Genomic DNA, 26,369 nt, shown 5'->3' on the forward strand with positions numbered 1-26,369 from the left:
CGATCGACCGTCGAATTCGCACGCCCGGAGGTGTCTCTCCGTGCGAATCGAAGGCAGCGCGTTCTTCGCCGCGCCCCGCGAGCGTGTCTACACGGTGTTCACGGACCCCGACGTCCTGGCTCGGGCGACGCCCGGTGTGCAGAGCCTGAGCCGCGCCGGAGAGGACCGTTACGAGGCGGTCATGAAGATGGGGGTCGCGGGCATCACCGGCACGTACAACGGATCCCTGACGCTCACCGCCAAGCGCCCTCCGGAGCACTACGAACTCGGGATCTCGGGTCAGGGCGCTCCCGGTTTCGTGCAGGGCACCGGCGTCTTCGACTTCGAGGAGGAAGGGGACGGTACCCGGGTCCGCTACGTCTGGGATGTCCAGGTGGGCGGCCTCGTGGCCGGGGTCGGCCAGCGCGTGCTGGGCGGGGTGGCCCGGATGATCATCGACCAGTTCATGAAGGCAATGGAAAAGGAGATCGCGGGCTGAGCCGCCCCGGCCCACGGTCTCCTCGGTTCCGTGTGCCCCTCAGGGTTCGGCAGGCGACACCTCGCCCTCAGTGGTGCGAGCCGTGCGCATGGCGGTGGCCGTGATCGCCGTGGTGATGGTCATGCTCGTGGTCATGGTCATGGCCATGACCGTGCCCGTGGCTGTGCAGGAGGATCACGGGTACCGCCGTCACGGCCCGCGCCGCGAGGGCCTCCGCGTTCGCCCGCACTTCGTCCCAGGTCGTGCCCGAGTCCAGAAGGATGAAGCGCATCGCGTGACGCTGTGCCAGGCCGTGGGAGGTCGCGCAGAAGGTGCCCGGAACGGAGCACACGGCCTCTGCACCCTGCTTGTGCAGGAACTCCACCACGGCCGCCCGGCGTGCGCGCTGGAAGTTCGCCGCGGGGTTGTCGAAGCGCTGCTCCGCCCCCGTCTCGGTATCGTAAACGACCACCGTGGGCCCGTCAGGGAGGGGCACAATCCGGCCGCTACCGTCGAGAACCGCTCCGATGCGCACGCTGGTAACCACCTTTCGGCCAGTGTCGGTGCGTTGACGGCCCCAGTATACCCCTGCCTGGTAGGGCAAATCAACCGTAGCCCAGCTCCAGGAGGAACTCCAGGATCACGCGGTTCACCATGGGGGCCGCCTCCAGTAGGGGGAAATGCCCCGCGCCCGGGATGAGGCGCAACTCCGCCCCGGGAATGAGCTCTGCGAGCCGGCGGGCGTTCTCGACGGGGAGGAGCCGGTCCCGGTCGCCGTGGACGATGAGGACGGGCACCTCCAGCGCCGCGCCACGGCCCCTGAGCCCGCGCCATCGCCGGGTGGCCTCGTGCTGCCGCACGTAGACGTGCACCGGGGTCGGTTTCTGCAGACGCAGCCGGATGAGTTCCTCGAACTCGTCCGGGTGGGCGTCGAAGTAGCCAGGTGCCACCGCGTACGGGAACTGCCGGCGCAGGTTCTCCTCCGGCGTCTGGCTCGTGTGGATCCGCATGGCGGCCTGGACCTCGGGGTCCGGCTCGACCTGGTCCGGACCGCCCGGCCCCGTGCTCACCAGGACCAGGCTCGCGACCTGGTCGGGGTGGCGCAGGGCCAGCTCCTGGGCGATGTAACCCCCCATGGAGAAGCCCAGGACGTGGGCCGGTTCAGCCCCCAGCGCGCGCAGCACGGCCGCCGCCTCGTCCGCCATGCCCTCGATCGTGTAGGGCTCGTCCGGCTTGTCGCTGTCGCCCACCCCGCGGTTGTCGATGGCGATCGTCCGGAAGTACCGGCTCAGCGCAGGTACCTGACGCAGCCAGCACCAGTGCCACAGGCCGAGCCCCGGGATCAGGGCCAGCGCGTCCCCCTGCCCGTGCTCCTCGTAGTACAGGGCGATCCCGTTCACCTGGACCTTTGGCATCGACTCACCTGCTCAGGACCCGGCCGGCTCGTCACTCAACCCGCACCGGGTGTTCAGTGACCTGGCCGCCCCGGATCCAGAAGCCCCGCACCTCGGGGCGGTCGCGGTCGGCCAGGGACCAGATGAGGTAGAGCGCCTCCGGGTAGTTGGCCTGCCGCACGTCGGCCGCCGAGGGCCGGGCTCTCGACTGGGGGTGCGAGTGGCAGATCGCCAGGAGTTCCCAGCCGCGGGCCTCCATCTTCCGGAAGGCGGCGATGAGGTCGCGGGGATCGGCCTCGTAGGCCATCAGCGGATCCGGGTGCACGTTGCGACACGGAAACCATGCAAGCACCCGCCCCGCCGCGCCCGCCAGGAGACCGCAACCCTCCTGCGGATAGGCTCCCCGCATGTGCGCCGTGATCGCCTTCTCCAGATCAGCGGGCAGAACCAGGGGCCCGCGCGGGAAGGGCTCCGCCACGCCTCCTGCCCCCTTCGGTCCGCCGGCGGTCACCCCTCGATGCGGATCCGGCTCTCTACCGCCCGCACCTCCGGCAACCGGCGCAGCGTCGCCAGAGCCTCTTCCATCCGGCGCTCGACCACCTCATGCGTCACGAGGGCGATCTCCGCCGTCCCCGTGGCCTCGTCCGGGGTCTGCAGGATGTGGGCGATGCTCACCCCGTTCTGCCCGAGGACCCCGGCCACGCGGGCCAGAACGCCCGGCTGGTCGACCACGGTAAGGCGCAGGTACGTGCGCGTCACGACTTCCGCCATCGGCCGCACGGGCTTGTCGTGATAGCAAGTGCACTGCAGCACGGTCCCGGGCCAGTAAGGGGCTGCCTCGGGCCGCTGACCGCCCAGCAGACGCCGCAGCGCCAGGGAGCGCGCGGCGCCGATCACGTCCCCGAGCACGGAACTGGCGGTTGGCATGTCGCCCGCCCCCCGGCCGTAGAACATCGTCTCCCCCACCGCGTCCCCGGTGACGAAGATGGCGTTCAGGCTGCCGCTCACCGCAGCCAGCGGGTGATGCAGGGGGATGAACGCCGGGTGCACCCGCGCCTCGATCGCCCCGTCGCGCTCCCGGGCGATGGCGAGCAGCTTCACGGTCCAGCCTAGCCGGCGCCCGTGCTCGATGTCCCGCGGCCCGATGCTGCCGATCCCCTCGGTGTACACGTCCGCCGGGGTGATGCGGCTCAGGAAGCCGATGGACGCCAGGATGGCCAGCTTGCGCGCCGCGTCGATCCCGTCCACGTCGTTCCGCGGGTCGGGCTCCGCGTAGCCCAGTCGCTGGGCCTCCCGGAGCGCATCGTCGAAGGACATCCCCTCCCGTGTCATCCGGGTGAGGATGTAGTTCGTCGTGCCGTTCACGATGCCGAGCACCGACTGGATGCGGTTCGCCCCGAGGCTTTCCTTCAGGGGCCGGATGATCGGGATGCCGCCCCCGACCGAGGCCTCGAACCACACCTCCGCGCCGCCGGCCCGGGCCGCTTCGAAGACGTCGGCCCCGTACTCGGCCATCACGTCCTTGTTGGCGGTGACCACGAACTGACCGGCCCGGAGCGCGCGCAGGATGTAGTCCCGAGCCGGCTCCGTGCCGCCGAGCACTTCCACCACCATGTCGATGTCCGGCGCGCCGGCGACCTCCGCCGGGTCGGTCGTGAGCTCCGGGCGGGCCCCGCCCAGGTCGCGCGCCTTACGGGGGTCACGAACCAGGGCCCGCACCACCTGCACGGGTGCACCCGCCTTCTCCTCAATGACGTCCCGGTTCCTCTCCAGGAGCCGCACGACGCCGCTGCCCACGGTGCCAAGTCCGAGAAGACCAATGCGAACGGGTTTCATGCCTACCTCCGTGTGCGTTGGATTCCGGTGCGTTGGTCGGAACCGGTTCCGCCGTACCCGGACGGCCCACCTCGGCGCTGACGGATCGCACCCGGACCAGCGCCTTCGGGGCCCCGTTGCGCCGCCCGGGCGCTCGACGGGATCCTTTCCGCCGCCGACATCCCGGCATCCCAGGCGTGCGAGGCCGACATCACCGAGGGCCGGGAGCGGGCGCGCCGGATGGCCCAGATGGGCGCCGCCATGAACCCGGGCTTCACCTGGGCTTCCCGGCCAGCCCCATGCTGGGACGGCTGCGGGCCCCTCTGGGTCACCAGGCCGCCTTCCTCGTACCGGCTGCCCTGGCGGTGCTGAACACGATTGTAACCTACTTCTCTCTCCCGGAGCCACCCACCATGGCCCGGCAACAGGCCGCCACGGCCGGCGGGCGCCGGGTCCTCCCCCTGGCGCTGCGGGGGCCGCACGCGCTCTTCTTCCTGCTCGCCGCCGGCACGACCCTGCTCCCGCCGACTGACCGGCCCTAGGACCGGGTCACCGTCACGGTCTGTTCCGTCCGGTTGCCGGCCAGGTCGACCGCCACCACCTGCACCCGGTTAGGCCCTGCCTGAAGCGCGACACTGGCCGAGAAACGGCCGTCCGGGTCGAGCGGGACCTCCTCGCCCCCGACCCAGACCCGGAAGCCTCCGGCCACCCGGCCCTGGAGGGTCAGAGTGTCCTCCCGCGTCCGCGCCGGCGGTTGCTCGATCCACTCGATGACAGGCGGCTCGGAGTCGTGCACCCGCTGGTACGTCGTGCGGCCGGTCGCATCCCGAACATGGGCAAGGGCGTAGTCCGTCAGAAGGAATACCGGTCCCCTCACCGCCGGCGCGCCCTGCAGAGCCTCCACCGGCAGCCCGGGCGGAATGCCGCCGGCCTTGCGGAGCGCCTCGACGTAGTTCTGCGGCCAGGACAACTGTGCGACCGGGCTGAGCCCCAGCGCCCGGGCCAGGGCGGTGGCGACCTCCCCGTACGTGGGCGGAGCGGCAGGGTTGAACCGCCCGTCCGGGTAGCCGGCGAGGATTCCGGCACGCCAGGCCGCCGCCACGTACGGTTCCGCCCAGTGCCCGATCACGTCTGGCGGAAGGGTGACGTTCGGGGGCCCCTGCGCCGGCGCGCCGGTCACATCCGTCGACGGCGCAGGGTCTGCGGCCGTCGCTGCCCCGGGTTCCGCCGCCGGCGGCGGGCTCCTCCACCCGCTCCCCACCACGAGCAGCTTGGCCAGCTCGGCGCGCGTGATGAGTTCCTGCAGGCGCAGGTCCCCACCATCGCCGCGACTGCCGGTGACGATGCCGTACGCCTGCAGGCGCCGTATGGCCAGCCCCTCCAACCCTCCGGCCCCCGCCCGACGTACGCCGATACCTCCGCTTACGACAAGCCCGGCGAGCGCCAGGGCGACCGCGTGCCGGGTCCCACTTCCGACCCTCCGCACCCCGGGTCAGCCCCCTCTGACCGTGTCTTCCCCGGCTGTGCCTTCCTCAGGAGGACGACTGTTGGTATTCGACTCGCCTCCCGCAAACCCTGCGGGAGGCGACCCGGTTGCCGGGTCGCCGGTTGTCATACCCGACGGGACAGCCGGGAAAACGCAAGACGGCAGGCGGCACATGCCACCTGCCGTTCTCGTCCTGGTGTCGGAGGTGGGACTTGAACCCACACGGCTTGCGCCATACGCCCCTCAAACGTACGCGTCTGCCAGTTCCGCCACTCCGACGACCGCCCCCGGCCTTCCGGCCGGGGGTTGCCGGTCCCGCCGAAGGGGACCGGCTGAAACAGGTTCGGGCGCCGACCTACTCTCCCGGGGGCTAGGGCCCCCAGTACCCTCGGCCCTGGCGGGCTTAACGACCGGGTTCGGAATGGAGCCGGGTGTGGCCCCGCCGGTATGGGCACCCGAAATCGTGCACAGAGGCGTTGGGTCTGCGACCCAGGTGGAACCGCACGCCGCCTTTGGCCAGGTCAAGCCCTCGACCGATTCGTACCGGTCCGCTCAACGCCTTGCGGCGCGTACACGCCCGGCCGATCGACCTGGTCATCTCCCAGGGGTCTTACTCCCTTGCGGGATGGGAGACCTCATCTCCGGGCCGGCTTCGCACTTAGATGCTTTCAGCGCTGATCCGTTCCGCACATGGCTACCCAGCGTTTGCCCCTGGCGGGACAACTGGTACACCAGCGGTGCGTCCACCCCGGTCCTCTCGTACTGGGGGCAGCTCCCGTCAAGTCTCCACCGCCCGTGGTGGATAGGGACCGAACTGTCTCACGACGTTCTGAACCCAGCTCACGTACCGCTTTAATGGGCGAACAGCCCAACCCTTCGGACCGACTTCAGCCCGAGGATGCGATGAGCCGACATCGAGGTGCCAAACCTCCCCGTCGATGTGGACTCTTGGGGGAGATCAGCCTGTTATCCCCGGGGTAGCTTTTATCCGTTGAGCGACGGCCCTTCCACTCGGTACCGCCGGATCACTAAGCCCTGGTTTCCCACCTGCTCGACCTGTCCGTCTCGCAGTCAAGCCCGCTTCTGCCTTTGCACTCCCCGGATGATTTCCAACCATCCTGAGCGGACCTTTGGGCGCCTCCGTTACCCTTTAGGAGGCGACCGCCCCAGTCAAACTGCCCGCCTGGCACGGTCCCCCACCCGGCTCACGGGCCAGGGTTAGAGCGCCGGGGGTCCGAGGGTGGTATCCCAACGGCGCCTCCACAGGGGCTGGCGCCCCTGCTTCTCCGGCTCCCACCTATCCTGTACACGCACCACCAGCGCCCAACACCAGGCTGCAGTGAAGCTCCACGGGGTCTTTCTGTCCAACCACGGGTAACCTGCGTCTACACAGGTCGCTCAATTTCACCGGGTCCCTCGCCGAGACAGCGCCCAAGTCGTTACGCCATTCGTGCGGGTCGGAACTTACCCGACAAGGAATTTCGCTACCTTAGGACCGTTATAGTTACGGCCGCCGTTTACTGGGGCTTCGGTTCAGAGCTTCGCCTTCCGGCTCACCCTTCCCCTTAACCTTCCAGCACCGGGCAGGCGTCAGCCCCTATACTTCGCCTTCCGGCTTCGCAGAGACCTGTGTTTTTGGTAAACAGTCGCTTGGGCCGTTTCCCTGCGACCCCCAGGGGCTCCGGGCCGCTCGGACCCCTCACCCCCGAGGGCCCCCCTTCTCCCGAAGTTACGGGGGCAGTTTGCCGAGTTCCTTAGCGAGGGTTCTCCCGCGCACCTGAGGATTCTCTCCCCGCCTACCTGTGTCGGTTTGCGGTACGGGCACCCCGTGCCTCGCTAGCGGCTTTTCTTGGCAGTGCGGGCCCGGCTGCTTCGGTACTCCATTCCCTCGGCATCGCCTCTCACGTCTACCCGGGGGGACTTCCCTCCCCGGGCACGCTACCGGCTTGCACCGGCTCGACCAGCGGCCGGCCATGCCTGCCCCCCTGCGTCCCCGCCTCGCTCCAGCGGCCGGTGGTGGTACCGGAATCTCCACCGGTTCCCCATCGCCTACGCCCTTCGGCCTCGGCTTAGGCCCCGACTTACCCTGAGCGGACGAGCCTTCCTCAGGAACCCTGAGGCTTTCGGTGCGGCGGATTCTCACCGCCGTTTTCGCTACTCATACCGGCATTCTCACTTCCGTCCCCTCCAGCCCGCCTTCCGGCGAACCTTCGCCGGGGACGGAACGCTCCCCTACCATCGGAGCCTCGCTCCGATCCGCAGCTTCGGTGCCGTGCTTAGCCCCGTGAATTTTCGGCGCAGCGCCACTCGACCAGTGAGCTATTACGCACTCTTCGAATGATGGCTGCTTCTAAGCCAACATCCTGGTTGTCTTCGCAGCGCCACATCCTTCCCCACTCAGCACGGACTTCGGGACCTTGGCTGGCGGTCTGGGTTGTTCCCCTCTTGACCCCGGATCTTCGCACCCGAGGTCTGACTCCCGGGGTCCGGCCGGCGGCATTCGGAGTTGGAGTGGGTTCGGTAACCTGTACGGCCCCTCCCCCAATCCGTCGCTCTACCTCCGCCGGCTACCTCCCGAGGCTCGCCCAAAAGCGATTTCGGGGAGAACCAGCTATCTCCGGGTTCGATTGGCATTTCACCCCTACCCACAGCTCATCCGATGGCTTTTCAACGCCAACCTGGTTCGGGCCTCCACGGGGTCTTACCCCCGCTTCACCCTGGCCATGGGTAGATCACCCGGTTTCGGGTCTGCGCCCACGGACTTGTGCCCTTTCAGACTCGGTTTCCCTCCGGCTCCGCACCTGAGGTGCTTCGCCTCGCCCGTGATCGCAACTCGCCGGTTCATTCTTCAAGAGGCACGCCCTCACCCCATCGGGGCTCGGACTGCTTGTAGGCACACGGTTTCAGGTTCTCTTTCACTCCGCTCCCGCGGTGCTTTTCACCTTTCCCTCACGGTACTCGTCCGCTATCGGTCGCCAGGCGTCTTTAGCCTTGGAGGGTGGTCCCCCCGGATTCACACGGGATTCCACGTGCCCCGTGCTACTTGGGATCCCGTCCGGAGCCGCCGCCCTTTCGCCTACCGGGCTCTTACCGTCTGCGGCGGGCCGTTCCAGGCCGCTTCGGCTAGAGCGGCGGTTTCTCACTCCGCCGGTGGTCTGCCGCCCACCCTGACGGTCCCGCTACCCCGTGCCTGCAACGCCGGCAGGCTTTCCCACAGGCACGGTTTGGGCTCTTCCCCGTTCGCTCGCCGCTACTGAGGGAATCTCGCTTGATTTCTCCTCCTCCGCCTACTGAGATGTTTCAGTTCGGCGGGTGCCCCCCGGCCGGCTATGCATTCACCGGCCGGTGACCGGGGTTCCCCCCGGCCGGGTTCCCCCATTCGGACATCCCCGGATCCCTGCCTGCTTGCGGCTCCCCGGGGCGTTTCGCCGCTGGCCGCGTCCTTCCTCGGCACCTGGCGCCCAGGCATCCACCGTGCGCCCTTATCCGCTTGACCGTTCGCCTCAGGCGTCTTGCGGTTCCGCCTGTGTCGCAGTCCCTTCCCTCTGTGCACTTGTCAAGGTGCAGGACCGGCCGCCCCCCGCCCGGGGGACCGCCCGGTCCCTGGGAACTGACCAGTGTGGGCTTCCGGAACCCTGCGGCGCCGGCGGCCGCTCCCGCAGCCCCGGCCTCAGCCGCCTCCCCGGCGACCGACCGACCTGGGAGAAAACTCCCTAGAAAGGAGGTGATCCAGCCGCACCTTCCGATACGGCTACCTTGTTACGACTTCACCCCAGTCATCGGCCCCACCTTCGACGGCTGCCTCCCTCTCGGGTTGGCCCACCGGCTTCGGGTGTTGCCGACTCCCATGGTGTGACGGGCGGTGTGTACAAGGCCCGGGAACGCATTCACCGCGGCGTGCTGATCCGCGATTACTAGCGATTCCGCCTTCACGCAGGCGAGTTGCAGCCTGCGATCCGAACTGGGACCGGGTTTTTGCGATTCCCTCCCCCTCGCGGGTTCGGTCCGCTCTGTCCCGGCCATTGTAGCACGTGTGTAGCCCTGGACATCGGGGGCATGATGATTTGACGTCATCCCCACCTTCCTCCGGGTCGTCCCCGGCAGTCTCCCGTGAGTGCCCACCTTCCGTGCTGGCAACACGGGACGGGGGTTGCGCTCGTTGCGGGACTTAACCCAACATCTCACGACACGAGCTGACGACAACCATGCACCACCTGTACCGCCCTCCCCTTGCGGGGCTCACGCCCTTTCGGGCGCTACCAGCGGCCTTTCAAGCCCAGGTAAGGTTCTACGCGTTGCTTCGAATTAAACCACATGCTCCACCGCTTGTGCGGGCCCCCGTCAATTCCTTTGAGTTTCAGCCTTGCGGCCGTACTCCCCAGGCGGAGCGCTTAATGCGTTGGCTACCGCACGGCAGGGGTCGATACCCACCACACGTAGCGCTCATCGTTTACGGCTGGGACTACCAGGGTATCTAATCCTGTTTGCTCCCCCAGCTTTCGCGCCTCAGCGTCAGTCAGGCCCCAGGCAGCCGCCTTCGCCACTGGTGTTCCTCCCGATCTCTACGCATTTCACCGCTACACCGGGAATTCCGCTGCCCTCTAGCCCACTCAAGCCCGGCAGTTTGAAAGGCACCTCCCCGGTTGAGCCGGGACCTTTCACCTTCCACTTACCGGGCCGCCTACACGCCCTTTACGCCCAGTCATTCCGGACAACGCTCGCCACCTACGTATTACCGCGGCTGCTGGCACGTAGTTAGCCGTGGCTTCCTCGCCCGGTACCGTCACCCGCGCGGCATTCCCTCCGCACCGGCCTCGTCCCGGGCAACAGGGGTTTACAACCCGAAGGCCTTCTTCCCCCACGCGGCGTCGCTGCGTCAGGCTTTCGCCCATTGCGCAAGATTCCCGACTGCTGCCTCCCGTAGGAGTCTGGGCCGTGTCTCAGTCCCAGTGTGGCCGTCCACCCTCTCAGGCCGGCTACCCGTCGTCGCCACGGTGGGCCGTTACCCCACCGTCCAGCTGATGGGCCGCGGACCCCTCCCGGCCCGGGGCCATCGCCCCTCTTCTCCCAGCCCCATGCGGAGCCGTGAGCTTACCCGGTATTAGCAGGCCTTTCGGCCTGTTATCCCGGTGGCCGGGGCAGGTTATCCACGTGTTACTCACCCGTCTGCCGCTGGGCCCCCGAAAGGGCCCCGCTCGACTTGCATGTCTTAGGCACGCCGCCAGCGTTCGTCCTGAGCCAGGATCAAACTCTCCGTCCCAAAGCTTCCGCTTTCCCCCGGAAAGCCGATCCCGTCGTCCGGAATCCTCCCGGTTTCCGTCCGCAGGCTCCTTCCTGCCCACACTGTTCAGTTCTCAAGGACCGGGCCGCCGGCCTCCCGGCCGGCCGCATCGGCGACAGGATTATGTGATACGACCGCGGACCTCCCCGGTCAACCGTCACTTTCTGGTTGCCCGGCCAGCGGTCCGGCGGTGCCGTCCCTCTCGCCACAGCCTATTTTAGGCGCCGTCCCGGTCGAAGGCAACGGGGTTCTGCGCGTCGGACAACACTTCCTCTTCGTGCAGACCGCACCGGCTCCACCGGCAGCGATCCGGCCCGGCGCCTCGCGGCGACCGAACCACGTCGACCCATGAAGGTTCCTGCCACCGCATGCGCCGAATCTGGTAGACTGCAGTCAGAGTCTTACCTCGGAGCAGGGGATCGCCATGAAAAGCCGCGACGTCCGGCTGCAGTTCGGCAGAGCGGCCGAAGCCTACGCCACGAGTTCCGTGCACGCCCGGGGGGCGGACCTGGATCCGATCGTGGACTACGCACGGCCCCGTCCCACCGACGTGGTCCTCGACGTCTCCACGGGAGCCGGTCACACCGCAATGACTCTGGCGCCACACGTGGCCCGGGTCGTCGCCGTCGATCTCACACCCGAGATGCTGGCGGTTGCCGGACGCCTAGCGGCCGGGCGCGGCCTCCGCAACATCGAGTTCCGGGAGGCGGACGTCCGCCGGCTTCCCTTTCCGGATGGGCTCTTCGACATCGTGACCTGCCGGACCGCGGCGCACCATTACCCTGACCTGGCCCAGGCGGTGCGCGAGATGGCCCGCGTCCTCCGGGCCGGCGGTCGCCTCGTGATCTCGGACACCATTTCGCCTGCGGACGAGGTCGCAGACCGCTTCATCAACGCGGTGGAAACACTTCGAGACCCGACCCACGTGCGGGACTGGAGCGTGGCGGAGTGGGAATCGGCGCTGGCTGCCGCGGGGCTCACCATTCAGGCAGCCCAGGAGATACCCCTGGAGCTCGACTTCGAGGACTGGGTCCGCCGCTCCGACACACCGCCCGAGCTCCGGGAGGTGCTCGCCAGCATGCTGCAGTCGGCCCCCGCCCGGCTGCGGACGCTGTTCCAAGTGAAAACGGCCCCGCTCAGGTTCTCCCTGCGCAAGGCCGTCTTCCTCGCCACACGCCCCGCGGATGCCTGAAACCCGGCATCCGCTTCAGTTCTGCTCGAACTCCACCGGTCCCTTGGCGCTGATCTGGCACGAGAGCCGGTAACCCTGTTTGATCTTGTCGCCGAGCATGTTGTGTTCCGCCTCGTTCGGCGGGGGCAGGTTCTCCATGCCCTTGATGACGCGGATCTGGCACTCGTCGCAGACGCCCGCCTTGCAGTTGAACTTCATCGGCAGGCCCTTGTCCAGCACCCCGTCGAGCAGGGTCTCAGACTCCGGGATCTCCAGGTGGTGGGTCTGCCCCTTGAGGGTAACCGTGATCGGGATCAGCCGCTTGGGCTCGGCCGGCTTCTCCTCCTGGGCCTGATCCTCGCCCGGGATGGCGGGCCGGGTCAGGGTGACGTAGCTCCGCTGGCGCCAGACCTCCGCCTCGAACTCCCGCGTGACGCGCACCCAGGAGTCCTTGACGAGGTGCCGCCATGCGTCGACGGGATTCGTCGCTCCGGGCGCCCGGATGGTATCCGGCACCTCCGCCCGCATGTGGCCGATGAAAAGCCACACGCCCTCGGCGTCCTTGACAGGCTGCGGTTCCTCCATGTCGACCCGAAGGCCCCGTACGCCAACGCCCAGTTCGTACAGATGCCCCAGGAATGTACGGAAAACGTGGATTGCTTTCTCCGTGGCCTCCTCGGGGCTACCCGCCCGGACGGACAGGTAAATGATCGAACGGAGCACGGTGAGCTCCGCCACGGCCACCACCGGGTCACGCTCCTTTATCTACGGGCCCCACACGTATACTTGTCTGTAACATGCCCGAGCCCCATTATAGCCGAAGCCTGGCGGCCTGCTCAACGAACAGCCTGCAGTCCGTCGATCTTGACAGGAACGCACCGATACTCGGGCCGCCGGCTGAGCCGCGGCGTGACGCTGCCGCGCTCGCGAATCTCGGCCAGGAGCCCGAGATCGACGTCACCGATCACCACCAGATGCTGGTTCCACTCGCCCTCCGCCACGACGCCGTCGCGGGGGAACGGGACGTCGCAGGGTGACAGGATGGCGGCCCTCCCGTACCCCTGCTCCAGAAAACGCACGTGGGCTCCCCCGACGAGGGGCGCCAGAACGACGAACACCTGGTTCTCCACCGCCCGGGCGTGACAGCTGTACCGGACGCGCCAGTACCCCGATCGGTCGTCGGTGGCAGCAGGGCAGAGGAGGATGTCCGCGCCGGCTTCGGCGGCCGCGCGGGCAGCCTCCGGGAACTCGATGTCGTAGCACACCAGCACCGCGAGCCGGCCCAGGGGCGTGTCAAAGACGTGCACCGCCTCCCCGGCTGCCAGCTCCCAGGGGTCGACCTCGCACGGGGTGAGGTGGAGCTTCGACTGGGTGTGCACGCCGCCCGCCGGGTCGAACAGGTGGGCCGTGTTGGTCGTGCGCTCCCCCTGAGGGGTGAGGTGCGTGCCGGCCAGGATCCACGTCCCGGTCTCACGGGCCAGGGAGGAGAAGAGGTCGACGTACGGGCCCGTCCACCGGTGCCAGGCGGCCATCCCCTCCCCGCTGCCGGGTATGGTCAGGAGGGCACCCGTGAGATACTCGGGAAACACCACCAGCTGGCTGTCGTAATCCCGGGCGAGGGTCACGTCCGTCCGGACCTGCCGGGCGAACTCTTCAAAGTCGTTCAGCGGGCGGTGGGCGAACTGCACAGCTGCGATCCGGACACGCACGGCCTACTCATCCTCCCGATCCGGGTTCCGCCACTCGAGCAGCAGGGCGCAGTTCCCGGACTCGACGTCGGGGATGTAGTCATGGATCACCCGGACGGGCCGCAGCCCGGCGCGCAGCTGCGGCGTGATCACCGGGTCGGCCAGCTCCCCCGCCACGACCTTGGCGGCGTACTCGTCGGGGGTCAGCTCGCCCGCGTACCGGTGGTACCCCGGCATACGGCCGGCAGCCAGAAAGCGGACCAGGCCGAGGCGCCTGACCAGGTCGAACCGGGCTTGGTACAGCCGCCGGGCGATCCCCTGCCCGCGGAAGGCCGGGCGCACCGCGATGTCGACCCCGTAGAGCGAGTTGCCCCGGGGAGTGTGGGTCCGGATGTAGCCGTCACCGGTGATCTCGGCCCACGAGTGGTCCGGGTCGTCGTAACGGAAGTCGACGATGAGGTTGGTGCAGGAACCGGCGAGGACGCTGCCCACCGCGGCGCACAGCTGCCCTTCCGGAAAGATGCGGATGTGGCTCTCCAGATGGTCCGGGGTCCAGAGCTGCTCCTGCGGGTACGGGGGCGGGAAGCACTCCCGCTGGATCTCGATCAGTTCGGGGATGTCCGCCGCAGTGTACGGGCGAATCACGACGCTCTCGACCAAGCCGGGCGCTCCCTCCTTCATGGACGACACAGTACCACAGCAGGAGTGTGCGCTCAACAGTGGGCTCACGGCAAGAAACAAACAGCCGGCCCGGGCGACTCGCAAGGCCCGGCTGGCAGGAAGCCCGGGCCCCGCGTCGAAGCTGTGGCTCCATGGAAGACCTGGCTCAGAGGGCTCGTGCTCTGGAGGAGCTGGCCGAAGAGGTCATCGCCTGCCGGCGGTGTACCCGCCTCCGGTCGTACTGCGAGGCGGTCGCCGCCCGGAAGGTGCGGCGGTTTCTAGCGGAAACCTACTGGGGGCGGCCGGTGCCGGGCTTTGGCGACCCGGCGGCACGGCTGCTCCTCTTTGGTCTGGCCCCGGCGGCACACGGGGCCAACCGCACAGGCCGCATGTTCACCGGGGACGACTCCGGAAACTGGGTCTACGAGGCCCTGCACCGTTTCGGGTTCGCCAGCCGGCCCACCGCCGTCTCCCGCGACGACGGCCTGCGGCTATGGGGCGCGTACATCGCCGCTTCCGCCCGTTGCGCCCCGCCGGACAACCGCCCGACCCGGGAAGAGATCGAGAACTGCCGGCCGTTCTTCGAGCGGGAACTGGACCTGCTGCGGCAGGTCGAGGTGGTGGTCGTGCTCGGCCACATCGCCTTCGAGACGTACCTGCGCGTGCTGCGGGATCGCGGGGTCCCGACGGATGGGGTACGGTTCGCGCACGGGGCACTCTACCGGCTCCCGCCGCCGGCACCGCCTCACCTCCTGTGCAGCTACCATCCCAGCCGGCAGAACACCCAGACCCGCCGGCTCACCCGCGAAATGTGGCATGCGGTGTTCCGGACAGCCCGGGCGCTCCTGGACGGAGAACCCCAACCGAATGCAGTGGGAGGGCTGGGTGACCGTGGAACTTGACTGGATCCGGACCCTCTACGAGTACAACGAGTGGGCCAACCGGCGCGTGCTGTCCGTGGCGCGGCTCCTGGACCCCGAGGCGTTCACCCGCGACCTGGGTAGCAGTTACCGGTCGGTGCAGGGAACCCTGCGCCACATCATGGACATCGAGGCGCTGTGGCTCAGCCGCTGGAAGGTGGCAGAGTTCCCGGGCTGGACCCGGGCCGCCGACGTGCCCGACGTGACCACGCTCGAGGCCCGCTGGGAAGGGGTTGCCCGTCGCCTGCAGGCCTTCGTGGCCGGCCTGACCCCTGCCGACCTCGGGAGGATCGTGGCATACACGGACACGCGCGGAATGGCGTTCGAGCACCCGCTGTGGGTCCAGCTGATCAACCTCGTCAACCACGGCACCCATCACCGCGGCCAGCTCGCGACCCTTTTCCGCCAGCTCGGCGTCGAGCCGCTGCAGAACGACCTCGTCTACTTCCATGCCGAACGCGCGGCCGGCAGGTGAGCCTGCCCGCCGGCGACCCTAGCCCTCCATGCGGAACGCCAGGCGCACAGCCCCGAACCGGCGACCCTTGACGAACACCGGGACGGCCAGGTCGTGAATCACCTCGCCGGTGTCCCGGGCATAGGTCTGCAAGATGAACGGAGCACTGTTCTCCAGGGCGTCCGGGTCCACGCCGTGCGCCAGGAACTGCTCCCGGGTGGCCCGACGTGGGACCTGCATCCCACGGGGAATCCCGACGCGCGCCCCCCGCAACTCGACGGGGTTGTCGAAGATCCGCTTGATCCGGTTGCCGGGCCCGTCCCGGGCCGGGTCGCCGGTCCAGTCCTGGCAGTGGCGGCTCAGGTGCGCGTAGTGGTAGCCGTTGATGTCCGGCACCACGACGTTGACGATCCGGGGGTCACTGGCCGCGGCGCGGTCGATCAGCTCGCGGATGGGCAGGTCGACCAGGTGATCCCAGCTCGTGATGTACTTGGGTGGCTGGAACCCCTCCGGTGGGACCCGCCGGACGTCAAAGAGCCGGGCAAGCTTCTGGATCAGAGGCCCCTTCACCTCGGTGTAGCGCCAGTCGAGCAGCTGCTCCAGGCGCACCCGGCCGCTGTCGACCAGGTCGCTGAGGATACGCTCCGCCTCCGCCGCCACCTGCCGGGCCCGGTCCAGCATCTGCTCCAGGATGCCACCGTACCGGTGCTGGCCGAGCAGCAGGAAGATCTCCTCGGTGGCCCCGTGAACGCTCTCCGATCCGAAGGCAGCCTCCGCCTTGGCCACGGTGTCGCGGGCCTGCTCGCGCAGGCTCTCGAGGTGGTGACCCGCACGGGTCACGGCCTGGAGAAGCTGCTCGTTCGTCGCGGCGATCTCGGCCACCTGCGCAGCCGCGTCGTGGATGAGGCCGGCGATCTCCGCGATCGCGGCCGCCCCCTCCTCCCCCTGCCGGGCGGCCGCCTCTGCCTGGCTCCTGCTGCTGGCGACCAGGGTTCCCACCCGCCCCGCGCTCTCCCGCACCCGGGCGACCAGAGCGGTGATCTGACCGGCCTGGCGGGCGGCGTCCTCCGCCAGCTTGCGGACCTCCTGGGCCACGACGGCGAAGCCGCGGCCGTGCTCGGCGGCACGGGCGGCTTCGATGGCGGCGTTGAGCGCCAGCAGCTTCGTCTGCGAGGCGATGCGCTCGATCACCCGGACGAACTCCTCGATGTGGGCCGAAGCATCCAGAAGCTCCGCCACGACGGCCTCGGTCCGCCCCACCACCTCGAGGGTCGCTGCCGTCGCCTCCCGGATGCCCCGCATGGCCGCAGCCCCGGTCTGGGCGGCCGCGGAAGCCTGTTCGGTGCCGGCCGCGACCCGCTGCGCGGCGTCGGCACCGCTGCCGGCCGCCGCCCGGACCTGCTGCAGCAGGGCCGCTGCCTCCTGGGTGTGCGCCTCCTGTTCTCTCGCCTGCTTGAGGACCTCCCACAGGTTGCGGGCGCCGGCGATGGCCAGACGGGCCGCGGCGGCCTCGAGGCGCCGGTGGACCTCGGCGAGTTCCGGCTCCAGTTCTGGCAAGGCGGTCGACCCCTGTGACGGGCGAACCCCGACGACCATCGTGTCCCCCCAGTTGACCGTCGATTGTTTTGCTCCTTTATTCTTGTCGTGATCCGAATATCCTGCACACATAAACTTCGCGCAATCCGGGCCTGCGACACGCACCTGCCCTGGCGCGACGCGAGCGGCATGTCCACGTGGACATGCCGCTCGCCGGGTAACCTGCCGGACTGCGCGCCGCCGGTCAGGCCGGACCCGCCGCGTGCGCTAGCACTTGCTGTAGCCGCAGTTGTAGCACGTCTGGCAGCCCTCGCCCCACACCAGCGTGAAGGCGCCGCACTCGGGGCACGGGTTCACGTTGTCGGCGCCGCCCTTCGGCGCCCGTTGGCCGGCCGGCGCATCGGTCCCGGCGGCGATCTCGATGGCCGCCGGGGCCACCGCGGCGTGCCCGTTGGCCGCCGGCCTGTCTGCTGCCTCCTGGGAGTCCTTCCAGGCCAGGAACCGCTGGAGCCCCCGGGCCACGGCGCTCGCCAGGGACGTGATGCGGTTGGGCCCGAACCCGGATGAGGTCGAGCCGCCGATGTTCTTGAGCTTGTCGATGACGATCTCCATCCGCTCCCGCCACGGCACGTCGGAACGGAGGCGGAGAAGGGTGGAGATGAGCATGCCGATGGCCACGGCGTCGGCCATGAGGTCGGACCCGACCGCCCCCACGCTGACGATGACCTCGAAGGGCTCGCCGTCCTCGCGCATGTGGACGTCGAGGGTCATGTTGCCGAAGTGCGTCGGGATCTTGAACATCTTGCCCGTCGCCTCGCTGGGCCGGGGCGAGAGGGCCGGACCCTTCGCCGCCGGCGCCTGGGTGGGTGCGGCACCGGCGGAGCCGGGCGGCTCGACCACGGCCGCGCCCCCGGGCAGCGCCCCCGCCGCCACTGCGGGCGCCGTGGCGCCGGCAGCCTGAGCCGTAGCCGTCACGCTCGTCGGAGCCGAGACGGCGCCAACGGCGACCGGTTCCTTCTTCTCGTCCTTCTTGCCCACCGTCAGCACCTGCCCCTGTCGGGCGCCGTCGCGGTAGACCGTGATCCCCTTGAGGCCGAGCTTCCAGGCCAGCTCGTAGGCCTCCCGGACGTCGTCCGCCGTCGCGTCGTGGGGGAAGTTGATGGTCTTGGAGCAGGCGGCATCGATCGGCTGCTCGGCGACATCGAGGTCGTCCTCGCCCTGGAAGGCGGCCTGCATCCGCACGTGCCAGTAGGGCGTGATGTCGTGGGCCGTGGCGAAGAGCCGCTGCCAGCGCTCGGGGACGCCGTCGACCCCCCGCGGCGACCCGTGCTCGGCGATGCGTTCCATCAGCTCGTCGGAGTACCAGCCTTCGCGCTTGGCGATCTCGGCGAACTGCCCGTCGACGTCGAGCATCAGGGCCCCGGCCTGGTTGCGGGTGAAGACGATGGCAAACTTCGGCTCGATGCCCCCGGAGCACGGCATGTCGTCCCGGGCGGCGAAGAGCGAGATCGTGCCCGTCGGGGCGACGGTCGTCAGGGTGGCGTTGCGGACCTTCAGCCCGGCCTTGTGCCACTTGCTCCCCTCCCAGTCCGGATAGGGGCCGCGCCTTTCGGCCAGCTCCATGGACTGGCGGAGCGCCTCCTGCTTGATGAAGCTCATCACCCGGCGGCCCATCTGGCACGCCTCTTCGCTGTCGTAGGGAAGGCCCAGCTGCACCAGCATCTCGGCCCAGCCCATCACCCCCAGGCCGATCCGGCGGTCCCGCCGCGACTTCTCGGCGATCTGCTCCAGGGGGTACCGGTTCGCGTCGATCACGTTGTCCAGGAAGTGGGTCGCCCGGTGGACCACGCTCGCCAGTCGCTTCCAGTCGACGTCGGCCTTGTCGGTGTAGGGATTCCGAACGAAGTTGGCGAGGTTGACCGAGCCGAGGTTGCACGAGCCGTACGGCGGCAGAGGCTGCTCCCCGCAGTTGTGGCAAACCACGCCACCGGCTATCAGGCTGTGGGTCGCGGGCTCCTGGATGTCGTAGACGTCGACGGTCTCCCCCGGCTCCACGGACAGCACCCGGGTCACGAAGTGCGTGTTCTTGCGTGACTTGCGGGCGATCTGCCGGAGCTTCGCCCCCTTCTGAGGCGAAAGGCTGATGCCAATCTCTTCCTGGAACCGAAGGAGGTCGTCGCCGTTTACGATCAGTTCGTAGTAGCCGCGGGAGGTGTACTGGCGCTCCTCGCCGCCGCGGGTCACGTAGGAGAACCCGGTCTGACCTCGCTTGCCGCGGGCGAAGATCCGGGAGAAGATCCCGAAGTTCAGGAGGAGGAGCTGGACGTCCTGGAGCAGCTGCCGGGAGGCCGAGGAAAGCCGGAGATCGCGATGGTTGTCGTCGGTGTGGGAAACCGTCCCGTCGGCGGAGAAGAGGGCATCCAGGAAGGCCACCACAGTGGACCGGCTCGCGGTGAAGATGGCGTCAGGCACCCGCTTCTCATGGGCGCGTACACGCTTCATGCCCCACGCCTCGAGCCGGTCGACCAACTCCTTGCGCTTGAAGAACAGGTTGAAGGTGCCGTTGCCACGGCGCAGCGCCCGGCGAACACCCCCGCCGTGGCGGGCGATGATGTCCTCGAAGTACGGGATCAGGTGGGCGTCTTCCTCGCCGAAGACGAGGCCTGCCTGCCCGTCCTGGGTGATCCAGCCGTCGCCCGTCATCCAGCCCAGGAGATGGCCCAGTTCAGGCCCGATCTCGTCCCCGGCAGCCCACGCGCCGGGGCCGGACTGCACGAGGACGACGTCGTCGGGCCTCAGTTGTCCGGCTTCCTTCCATCCTTCGGCCGTCAGGATGCGGTGATCGGCTGTGACCTTGAGCTCCAATCCGCAAGTGAATGATATCCGTAGCGTGGGTTTGACCCCGGTTCGGATGACCCGCGCCGGCCGCATGGTCACGCCGGGCACCCGGTAGGTGCGGCCTCCCACGACCACGGCTTCGTTCCAGACGCGGTCGTCAGTCGCAACCTGAATCCAGCCCCCCTGCGCCCGGCGGTACAAGTCCTCGATGCGTTCGAGACCGCGCTCGGTGGCGATCCGTGTGTCGGGATGGAAGCAGGGGTTCGTTGCCTCGATGACCTCTACATGGTTGTTCGGATTCCGCCGGTTGATCCGGTCGATGAACACCAGGCCCGGCTCGCCGGTCGCCCAGGCGGACTGGATGAGCTCGTCCCAGACCTGCCGGGCCCGAAGCTTCTTCACGACCTCGCCGTTGCGCGGGTTGACGAGTTCATACTCCTCGTCCCGCTCCAGCGCCTCCATGAAGCGGTCGGTGATGGCGACGGAGATGTTGAAGTTCGTGACCTGCGTGAGGTCGTCCTTGCAGTGGATGAATTCGAGGATGTCGGGGTGGTCGACCCGCAGGATGCCCATGTTGGCCCCGCGGCGGGTCCCGCCCTGCTTCACCGCCTCCGTGCTGGCGTTGTAGACCTTGAGGAACGAGACCGGGCCGCTCGCCACGCCCTGGCTCGACCGGACCACGTCCCCGGCCGGGCGCAGCCGGGAGAAGGCGAAGCCGGTGTTGTGGACGACCGTGAACTTGCCCGGGCCGCCGCCCGCGAGGTAGTTGTTGTAACCCTCGACCGTGAAGTCGTAGAACGGCTTCGGTTCCTGCGCCCGCTCCACGCGCTCCACCACGGTCCAACCTTCGGCCAGCCGCTCAAGCTGGTCGAGCCGCTCTGCATGGGTGGGGGGTACCAGGGGGCGCAGCGCCCTCACCAGCCGGCGGAGTTTATCCTCGCCGATCCCGTGGCCCCACTTCGCGCGGTGGAGCCAGATGCGCTCTCCGGCGACCTGGACGGGTAGCCTGTGGATCGAGGTGTCTCTCGTCTCGACCCCGGCCGCTAGGAGGAGGCCCTCCAGCACCTCGAAGGGCAGCGGGATGCGGAGATGGGTGTTGTGCTGCGCCTGCTCCCGCAGGGCGGCGAGCCGCTCCCGCTTGAGCGGGTCGTGCACCCACTCCGCCACCAGGTCCACCAGGTCGGGCACCCGCCTTGCGTCCGCCAGGTGAATGCGATACTCGACCCGCCGGCCTTTCTTCCCGGGAGCCTTCGGATACATCGACGGGTTGAACCCGAGCGCGCTGAGGAGCGAGACCAACCGGCGCGCCAGTTGAGGGCACACCGTGGTGAACTCGACCCGCCGCCGCCTGACGCTCACGTGACCGTCGGAGTCGATCAGACCACCGAGGAAGGCCCCGACCACGGAGAGCGGCGATTTGGCCACCCATTCCGGCAGCGTGAGGTCCTCCTTGGGGCCGGGCGTCACCTGCGACAGGCGAGCGAACCTCGGCACGAAGTCCTGGTTCGTCGTGGTGAGCCGCCACAGGCCGCGGCCATCCTGGTCGGGCGTGACCTCCACGCCGTGCGCGGCCAGCACCTGTGCGGCGAACCGGATGCTCTCCGGGCGCCCGTCGAACAGCCGGAGGCGGAGCGCCTCGTACCGGGTCTTCCGGTTCCGGAACCGGTCCAAGCTGCCATCCCCGAGGAAGAAGCCGACCAGCCAGGCCAGCGGCTCGTCGAGCCGGAGTCCCTCTACCTCCAACGGCTCCTTGAATGGCCAGGCGGCTCGGACCGAGCCGTTCGACGTCAGGAGGATGTCCCCGGGACGGAGCTCGTCCGCACGGCGCTCTTCAATCCCCCTTGCTGTGAACACCAGGAACGGGTGCCAGCTGCTGGTGGTGATCTCCGTGCCGTCGCGGCACCGTACCGTGTACTGATACTCGGCCGGAACGTCCCACTGCCACAAGTGCGTGACCTGTCTCGTTTCGAACCGCCCCGTGGCCGGGTCGACCGCGAAGGTGCGGATGCCCAGGTCGGTCACGTCCATGACCCGATGTCCTGGCCGCTGCTCCTCCGGGACACCAAGGGCCCGTACCCGCTCGTACAGCGTGCGGATTTGCTCGACCCCGCAGAACGTCGTGTACACGTGCGCGTCCCCGGCCACGCAGCCGCCGCCCGTCTGGTGGATGAGGGCGGCCTGCTTCATCGTCTCGTAGATCTCGCCCAGGGAATCGCCGACGGGCAACACGAAGCACGCGGAGAGCTGGCCCAGCTCGGTCCCGGCGCCCGTGAACGTGGGGCTGTTCGGCATGAAGTCCTGGCTGTCGATCAGGTTGTAGAAGTCCTCTTCCGTCTTCCGGACGTCTTCCGGGCTGGCGCCGTAATTCGCGTCGACCGCGGCGACCACGCGCGCCACGCGGCGCACCATCTCGTCCGGCGTTTCCTGCGTGCCGTCCGGCTTCCGCCGCAGGTAGCGCTTGGCCATCACGGTCCTGGCGATGTGCGTCAGTCTCACGCTCTGACCTCCCATGGGGTGGAGGGCGGGGCCACGCACGAGCCCGCCCGGCTACCTGGAACCCAGAAGCTTCTCGAGCTGCTCACGGAACTCGTGAACGTCCTTGAACTCCCGGTACACGGAGGCGAACCGGACGTACGCGACACCGTCCAGGGCGCGGAGGCGCTCCATCACGAGCTCGCCGATGAGCTTCGACGGCACCTCCCGCTCCAGGGTGCTACGCACCTCCTTCTCGACCTCGGCCACCAGGCGCTCCACGTCCTCCATGCGGACCGGGCGCTTCTCGCAGGCGCGCAGAACGCCGCTGAGGATCTTGTTGCGGTCGAACGCCTCCCGGCGGCCGTCCTTCTTGATGACGACCAGCGGCGCCTCCTCGGCCCGCTCCATCGTCGTGAAGCGCCGGCCGCAGGCCAGGCACTCGCGCCGGCGCCGGATCGCGGCTCCCTCGTCCACGTGCCGGGACTCGAGCACCTTGGTCTCGCCGCCGCAATACGGGCACTTCAAGCCGTACAGCCCCCCTGCGGCCCGCCCCCCTTCGGGCCGCCCACGTGTGGCCCCGTCCCGTCCGGCTCCAGCCCGCCGGGCCCGGGCAGGCCGTATCCCGACGGAGACGGGACCCCACATCTAGTGGTACACAGCCCAAGTTTAGCACTACATGTAGGAGAGGTCAGCCGTGCTCCGAGCCGTTTGGTCGCACCTGTACCGGCCACGCGGCCCGAGGCTCACGCGCACGCGTTCGCACGCCCCTGGACGGGCTTTCCAGGGGCGCGAGCCGGAGAGCGGCCGGCCCCGCGGGCCGGTGCCCGCAGCCGGTGCTCACTCCCGGGGAACCTCGACCCCCAGCTCCCGGGCGACCTCCGCCAGTACCTCGCCGGCCTTGGCCGGCACGAGCCAGCGGGCCAGGTGGTCGAAGGGCGTGGGCATCAGGTTGATGATCGCCACCTCGCCCCCGTGGTCGGCGACGAGGCGCGGCAGCAGGTTCACCGGCCCCACCTGCAGCGAGGAGCCGACGACGAGGCACAGGTCCGCCTCCTCGGCCGCAGCGAAGGCCGCATGCACCGCGTCGTGGGGCAATACCTCCTCGAACAGCACGATGTTCGGGCGGATGACCCCGCCGCATGGGCAGCGGGGGATGTCCGCCGCGTCCTCCACGTCCACGTCGACCGCCTCGATCGGGTACGGCGCCCCGCACCGGTGGCAGCGCGCGGAGCGGAGGCTCCCGTGCACCTCGATCACCGTCTTGTGGCCCGCCGCCTGGTGCAGGCCGTCGACGTTCTGCGTCACGAGCCAGTGGATGTAGCCTGCCCGCTCCAGCGCCGCGAGCGCGCGGTGGGCCGGCCCGGGCCGCGCCCCCCGCAGGGTGGCGAGGCGGTGCCGGTAGAACTGGTAGAACTCGACCGGGTTGTACTCGAGCGCAGTGAGCGAGGCGACCTGCCTCGGGTCGCGGCTGCGCCAGATGCCGGACGGGCCGCGCCAGTCCGGCAGGCCCGCCTCCGTGCTCGCACCGGCGCCCGTCAGGACCAGGGTGCGGGGCCGGCGGCGAAGGGCCTCGGCAAGGGAACGTGCCGCCTCCGTGGACGGGTCCTGCATGAAAACCACTCCCGGGCGAGACTTCGCCTGGAAGCCGGCCCCTACCTGCCACCGGGCACACCGGGGTCGGGCCGCCGGCCCGGGTCGCCGCCCAGCCAGGCGCCGGCCCCCGCGTCCAGAACGTCGATGCTGACCCCTCGCGGGGACGGCGCGGGTTCCTGGCCCACCAGGAGGTATTCCACCCGGATTCCGAACAGAGCGCTGTACAGGCGGATCAGGTACGGGGACACCGGGTACTCCCCTCGGGCCATCTCGAACAGGTCTTTCTCCCCGTGCTCGATGTAGCGCAGCCAGCGGGCCCACTGCCCGGCCGGAAGGGCCTGGCGAAGAACGTCGTTCAGGAACTGCAGGCGGGCGTGCATCCCGCCTTCCAGCAGGCGGACGCGGTCCTTGTACGAGATCGCCCCGAAGCGGCACCAGAACGCCTTGCGCAGGCGGCAGAGGCTGACCTCGTCCAGGCCCGTGCGGCTGAGGAGATCCCCGTCGATCTCCGTCCGATGGTAACCGGCCTTGCGGCGGCGCATCGCAGCCGGCAGCACGCGGATACCCCCTCCGTCCTGCCGGTCGGCCCGGCAGTGCGCTCACACCAATGAGTACGAACAGGGGGTGGCGGCGGTTCGGCTGCCCCTCAGACTCCCTCCCCACCCCGGGGGTCACGCTCCCGGAGGATCTCCTGGTACTCGTCCGGATGGACGATGCCGCGCCGCGCCAGGTCCTGAACCGAAGCCTCCATCGTCCGCATGCCGAGGCGCCCGCCGGTCTGGATCACCGACAGCAGCTGGTGCGTCTTGCCCTCCCGGATGAGGCTCCGCACGGCCGGCGTGGCCACGAGGACCTCGCACGCCGCGATCCGGCCTGGGCGGTCCGCGCGCCGCAGAAGCCGCTGGCAGACCACCCCCTGGAGGACCCCGGCGAGCTGAACCCGCACCTGTGCCTGGTGCTGGGCGGGGAACACATCGATGATGCGGTCCACCGTGGCCGGGGCGCTTGCCGTGTGCAGGGTCGACAGCACCAGGTGTCCTGTCTCCGCCGCCTCCAGGGCGATCCGCATCGTGTCCAGATCGCGCATCTCTCCGACGAGGATCACGTCCGGATCCTGCCGGAGGGCGGCCCTGAGGCCGCTGGCGAAGGAACGCGTGTCCGAGCCGACCTCGCGCTGGTTGATGATCGACAGCCGGTGGCGATGGAGGTACTCGATCGGGTCCTCCAGCGTCACCACGTGCGCCCTTCGGGTGCGGTTGATGAAGTCGATCATCGCGGCAAGGGTGGTCGACTTGCCGCTGCCGCTGGGGCCCGCCACCAGCACGAGGCCGTTCGGCCGGGAAGCCAGGTCCGCAAGGACCTGCGCCACCCCGGGCTGCAGGCTCAGCTCCTCCAGCGGCGTCACGGTGTAGGGGATCAGCCGCATCGCGATCGCAGGCGTGCCCCGTTGCCGGTAGACGTTGACCCGGAAGCGGCCGGTCCCCGGGAGCGAGTAGGAGAAGTCCACCTCGCCGTGGCGGCGGAACGCCGCCTGCCGTTCCGGGGGCACGAGCGCCTCCGCCACGGACTCGAGGTCGTCCGGGCGCAGCACTGCGGCGTCGACGGGTTCCAGCACGCCGTTCACGCGCAGCACCGGCGGCTGCTCGACGCAGAGGTGCACGTCCGATGCCCCCCGCGCCACAGCCAGGCGGAGCAGCTCGTCCACGACCAGCATGTGCGTGGCCCCCTTCTCCTCCGGGAACCTGTCGCCGGCCCCGGGGTCACGAGAGGTCCACCGGGACCGGCTCGTCCGTCAGGACCTCGACCCGCGGCGGGTCGACCCGGCAGCGGTACGCATACACCTCGACGCCCTGCGCCGCCGCCCGCCGCAGGGCCTGGCCGAACGGCGGGTCCTGCCGGTCGTGCGGCCGGAAACAGCGCGCGTCGGGACGCTGCACCAGGAAGAGAACCGCCGCCCGCAGCCCCTCGGCCCGCGCCCGGGCAAGCTCGTCCAGGTGGCGGGCGCCCCGCAGGGTGGGCGCGTCGGGGAAGAGCGCCACGCCGTCCTGCACGAGCGTGACGGACTTCACCTCCAGGAGACAGGGCGGGAGACCCCGCTCGTCCCCGTTCAGGAGGAAGTCGATCCTCCCTGCGCCGTACGGGTACTCCGGTCTCACCCGGGTGTACGCGGCCAGAGGCGGCAGCCGCCGCTCCTGCAGCAGCCGACCGAGGATCCGCGTCGGCACCTGGGTGTCGATGCTCACCCAGACGTCGCGATCCCTCGCGAACACGATCCGGCCCTGGGTCTTCCCGCCGGGCCGCCGGGCGGCCTGCACAAGCACCTCGTTTCCGGGGAACAGGAGCTCTGCCAGCCGCCCGGACGACGGAACGTGTACGTACCACTCGCCGTCAGGCACGTGCACCAGCGCGCCGAAGCGGTGCAGGCGCCGGACCAGAGTTGCACCCACCAGGCTCACGCGGGCTGTCCGCCCGCTTTCCAGCGGCTCCGCACAGCCTTGCCCCTTCCCGTTCACCGGCGTCCCGAGGAGCCCTTCGCCTGGACGTCCCTCGGGTCCTGCAGCAGCGGGGCCTCAACGGAACGTGATCGACCCCGACCGCCCG

At 69.3% G+C, this 26,369-nt stretch carries 19 protein-coding genes, 1 tRNA gene, 3 rRNA genes and 2 pseudogenes; 5 read left to right on the plus strand and 20 right to left on the minus strand.

The window, feature by feature from the left end; genetic code table 11:
• Positions 1-40: 40 nt before the first annotated feature.
• Positions 41-478 carry an SRPBCC family protein gene (locus tag caldi_RS11290; protein ID WP_264841869.1) on the plus strand — a complete coding sequence of 146 codons (438 nt, stop codon included), beginning with the start codon at positions 41-43 and terminating at the stop codon, positions 476-478.
• Positions 479-545: 67 nt separating this feature from the next.
• Here caldi_RS11290 and caldi_RS11295 read toward each other — a convergent pair whose 3' ends face one another.
• The 4 genes from caldi_RS11295 to caldi_RS11310 all read right to left on the minus strand — a co-directional run bounded on the left by caldi_RS11295 (position 546) and on the right by caldi_RS11310 (position 3,687).
• A complete protein-coding gene (locus tag caldi_RS11295; protein WP_264841870.1) occupies positions 546-992 on the minus strand; it encodes a hypothetical protein in 447 nt (148 codons plus the stop codon).
• A gap of 70 nt (positions 993-1,062) precedes the next feature.
• A complete protein-coding gene (locus tag caldi_RS11300; protein ID WP_264841871.1) occupies positions 1,063-1,872 on the minus strand; it encodes an alpha/beta fold hydrolase in 810 nt (269 codons plus the stop codon).
• Between the two features lie 31 nt (positions 1,873-1,903).
• Positions 1,904-2,329 carry a M67 family metallopeptidase gene (locus tag caldi_RS11305; RefSeq protein WP_264841872.1) on the minus strand — a complete coding sequence of 142 codons (426 nt, stop codon included), beginning with the start codon at positions 2,327-2,329 and terminating at the stop codon, positions 1,904-1,906.
• Positions 2,330-2,358: 29 nt separating this feature from the next.
• Positions 2,359-3,687, minus strand: coding sequence for a homoserine dehydrogenase (locus tag caldi_RS11310; protein WP_264841873.1), 1,329 nt, complete (start codon positions 3,685-3,687; stop codon positions 2,359-2,361).
• 278 nt (positions 3,688-3,965) lie between these two features.
• On the opposite strand from caldi_RS11310, the gene caldi_RS11315 reads away from it, so the two are divergent.
• Positions 3,966-4,208, plus strand: a complete 243-nt coding sequence (locus caldi_RS11315) for a hypothetical protein (protein ID WP_264841874.1) — start codon at positions 3,966-3,968, stop codon at positions 4,206-4,208.
• On the opposite strand, the gene caldi_RS11320 is transcribed toward caldi_RS11315, so the two are convergent.
• The 5 genes from caldi_RS11320 to caldi_RS11340 form a co-directional block, all read right to left on the minus strand.
• Positions 4,205-5,050: an S-layer homology domain-containing protein gene (locus caldi_RS11320; protein WP_264841875.1), complete on the minus strand. Its 846-nt coding sequence runs from the start codon at positions 5,048-5,050 to the stop codon at positions 4,205-4,207. The two genes, caldi_RS11315 and caldi_RS11320, sit on opposite strands and share 4 nt — an antisense overlap.
• Positions 5,051-5,346: 296 nt before the next feature.
• Positions 5,347-5,431: transfer RNA gene (locus tag caldi_RS11325), tRNA-Leu, on the minus strand.
• Between the two features lie 63 nt (positions 5,432-5,494).
• Positions 5,495-5,611 (minus strand): 5S ribosomal RNA (gene rrf, locus caldi_RS11330).
• Positions 5,612-5,669: 58 nt separating this feature from the next.
• Positions 5,670-8,648 (minus strand): 23S ribosomal RNA (locus caldi_RS11335).
• A 221-nt stretch (positions 8,649-8,869) separates the two neighbouring features.
• Positions 8,870-10,412: ribosomal RNA gene (locus caldi_RS11340) — 16S ribosomal RNA — on the minus strand.
• Together the 16S, 23S and 5S rRNA genes with 1 tRNA gene alongside form the textbook arrangement of a ribosomal RNA operon.
• A gap of 445 nt (positions 10,413-10,857) precedes the next feature.
• Here caldi_RS11340 and caldi_RS11345 point away from each other — a divergent pair.
• Positions 10,858-11,625, plus strand: a complete 768-nt coding sequence (locus caldi_RS11345; protein WP_264841876.1) for a class I SAM-dependent methyltransferase — start codon at positions 10,858-10,860, stop codon at positions 11,623-11,625.
• Between the two features lie 15 nt (positions 11,626-11,640).
• On the opposite strand, the gene caldi_RS11350 is transcribed toward caldi_RS11345, so the two are convergent.
• The 3 genes from caldi_RS11350 to caldi_RS11360 form a co-directional block, all read right to left on the minus strand.
• A complete protein-coding gene (locus tag caldi_RS11350; protein WP_264841877.1) occupies positions 11,641-12,351 on the minus strand; it encodes a 2Fe-2S iron-sulfur cluster-binding protein in 711 nt (236 codons plus the stop codon).
• 89 nt (positions 12,352-12,440) lie between these two features.
• The gene (locus caldi_RS11355; protein WP_264841878.1) at positions 12,441-13,313 is read right to left on the minus strand and encodes a carbon-nitrogen hydrolase family protein; all 873 of its coding nucleotides are present in this window, start codon (positions 13,311-13,313) and stop codon (positions 12,441-12,443) included.
• Positions 13,314-13,316: 3 nt separating this feature from the next.
• A complete protein-coding gene (locus caldi_RS11360) occupies positions 13,317-13,952 on the minus strand; it encodes a GNAT family N-acetyltransferase (protein ID WP_264841879.1) in 636 nt (211 codons plus the stop codon).
• A gap of 152 nt (positions 13,953-14,104) precedes the next feature.
• Here caldi_RS11360 and caldi_RS11365 point away from each other — a divergent pair, with 152 nt between their 5' ends.
• Together caldi_RS11365 and caldi_RS11370 are read left to right on the plus strand one after the other, a co-directional pair.
• On the plus strand, positions 14,105-14,854 hold the full coding sequence (locus caldi_RS11365) for a uracil-DNA glycosylase (RefSeq protein ID WP_264841880.1): 750 nt from the start codon (positions 14,105-14,107) through the stop codon (positions 14,852-14,854).
• The gene (locus caldi_RS11370; protein ID WP_264841881.1) at positions 14,844-15,347 is read left to right on the plus strand and encodes a DinB family protein; all 504 of its coding nucleotides are present in this window, start codon (positions 14,844-14,846) and stop codon (positions 15,345-15,347) included. The genes caldi_RS11365 and caldi_RS11370 overlap by 11 nt, the downstream gene beginning before the upstream one ends.
• 18 nt (positions 15,348-15,365) lie before the next feature.
• On the opposite strand, the gene caldi_RS11375 is transcribed toward caldi_RS11370, so the two are convergent.
• The 8 genes and pseudogenes from caldi_RS11375 to sfsA all read right to left on the minus strand — a co-directional run bounded on the left by caldi_RS11375 (position 15,366) and on the right by sfsA (position 26,224).
• Positions 15,366-16,883: a methyl-accepting chemotaxis protein gene (locus tag caldi_RS11375; protein WP_264841882.1), complete on the minus strand. Its 1,518-nt coding sequence runs from the start codon at positions 16,881-16,883 to the stop codon at positions 15,366-15,368.
• 246 nt (positions 16,884-17,129) lie between these two features.
• A pseudogene (locus tag caldi_RS11380) lies at positions 17,130-20,420 on the minus strand (LAGLIDADG family homing endonuclease); the annotation flags it as partial.
• 42 nt (positions 20,421-20,462) lie between these two features.
• A pseudogene (locus caldi_RS11385) lies at positions 20,463-22,211 on the minus strand (ribonucleotide reductase N-terminal alpha domain-containing protein); the annotation flags it as partial.
• Between the two features lie 36 nt (positions 22,212-22,247).
• Positions 22,248-22,700, minus strand: a complete 453-nt coding sequence (nrdR, locus tag caldi_RS11390; RefSeq protein ID WP_264841883.1) for a transcriptional regulator NrdR — start codon at positions 22,698-22,700, stop codon at positions 22,248-22,250.
• Between the two features lie 312 nt (positions 22,701-23,012).
• Entirely contained in the window at positions 23,013-23,786 is a 774-nt protein-coding gene (locus caldi_RS11395; protein WP_264841884.1) for an SIR2 family NAD-dependent protein deacylase, read from the minus strand.
• 41 nt (positions 23,787-23,827) lie between these two features.
• Positions 23,828-24,325, minus strand: coding sequence for a hypothetical protein (locus caldi_RS11400; protein WP_264841885.1), 498 nt, complete (start codon positions 24,323-24,325; stop codon positions 23,828-23,830).
• A gap of 89 nt (positions 24,326-24,414) precedes the next feature.
• Complete coding sequence (locus caldi_RS11405; protein WP_264841886.1) at positions 24,415-25,482, minus strand: type IV pilus twitching motility protein PilT; 1,068 nt, start codon at positions 25,480-25,482, stop codon at positions 24,415-24,417.
• Positions 25,483-25,528: 46 nt separating this feature from the next.
• On the minus strand, positions 25,529-26,224 hold the full coding sequence (sfsA, locus tag caldi_RS11410) for a DNA/RNA nuclease SfsA (RefSeq protein ID WP_264841887.1): 696 nt from the start codon (positions 26,222-26,224) through the stop codon (positions 25,529-25,531).
• Positions 26,225-26,369 lie beyond the last annotated feature (145 nt).

Source organism: Caldinitratiruptor microaerophilus, assembly GCF_025999835.1.
GTDB lineage: Bacteria > Bacillota > Sulfobacillia > Symbiobacteriales > ZC4RG38 > Caldinitratiruptor > Caldinitratiruptor microaerophilus.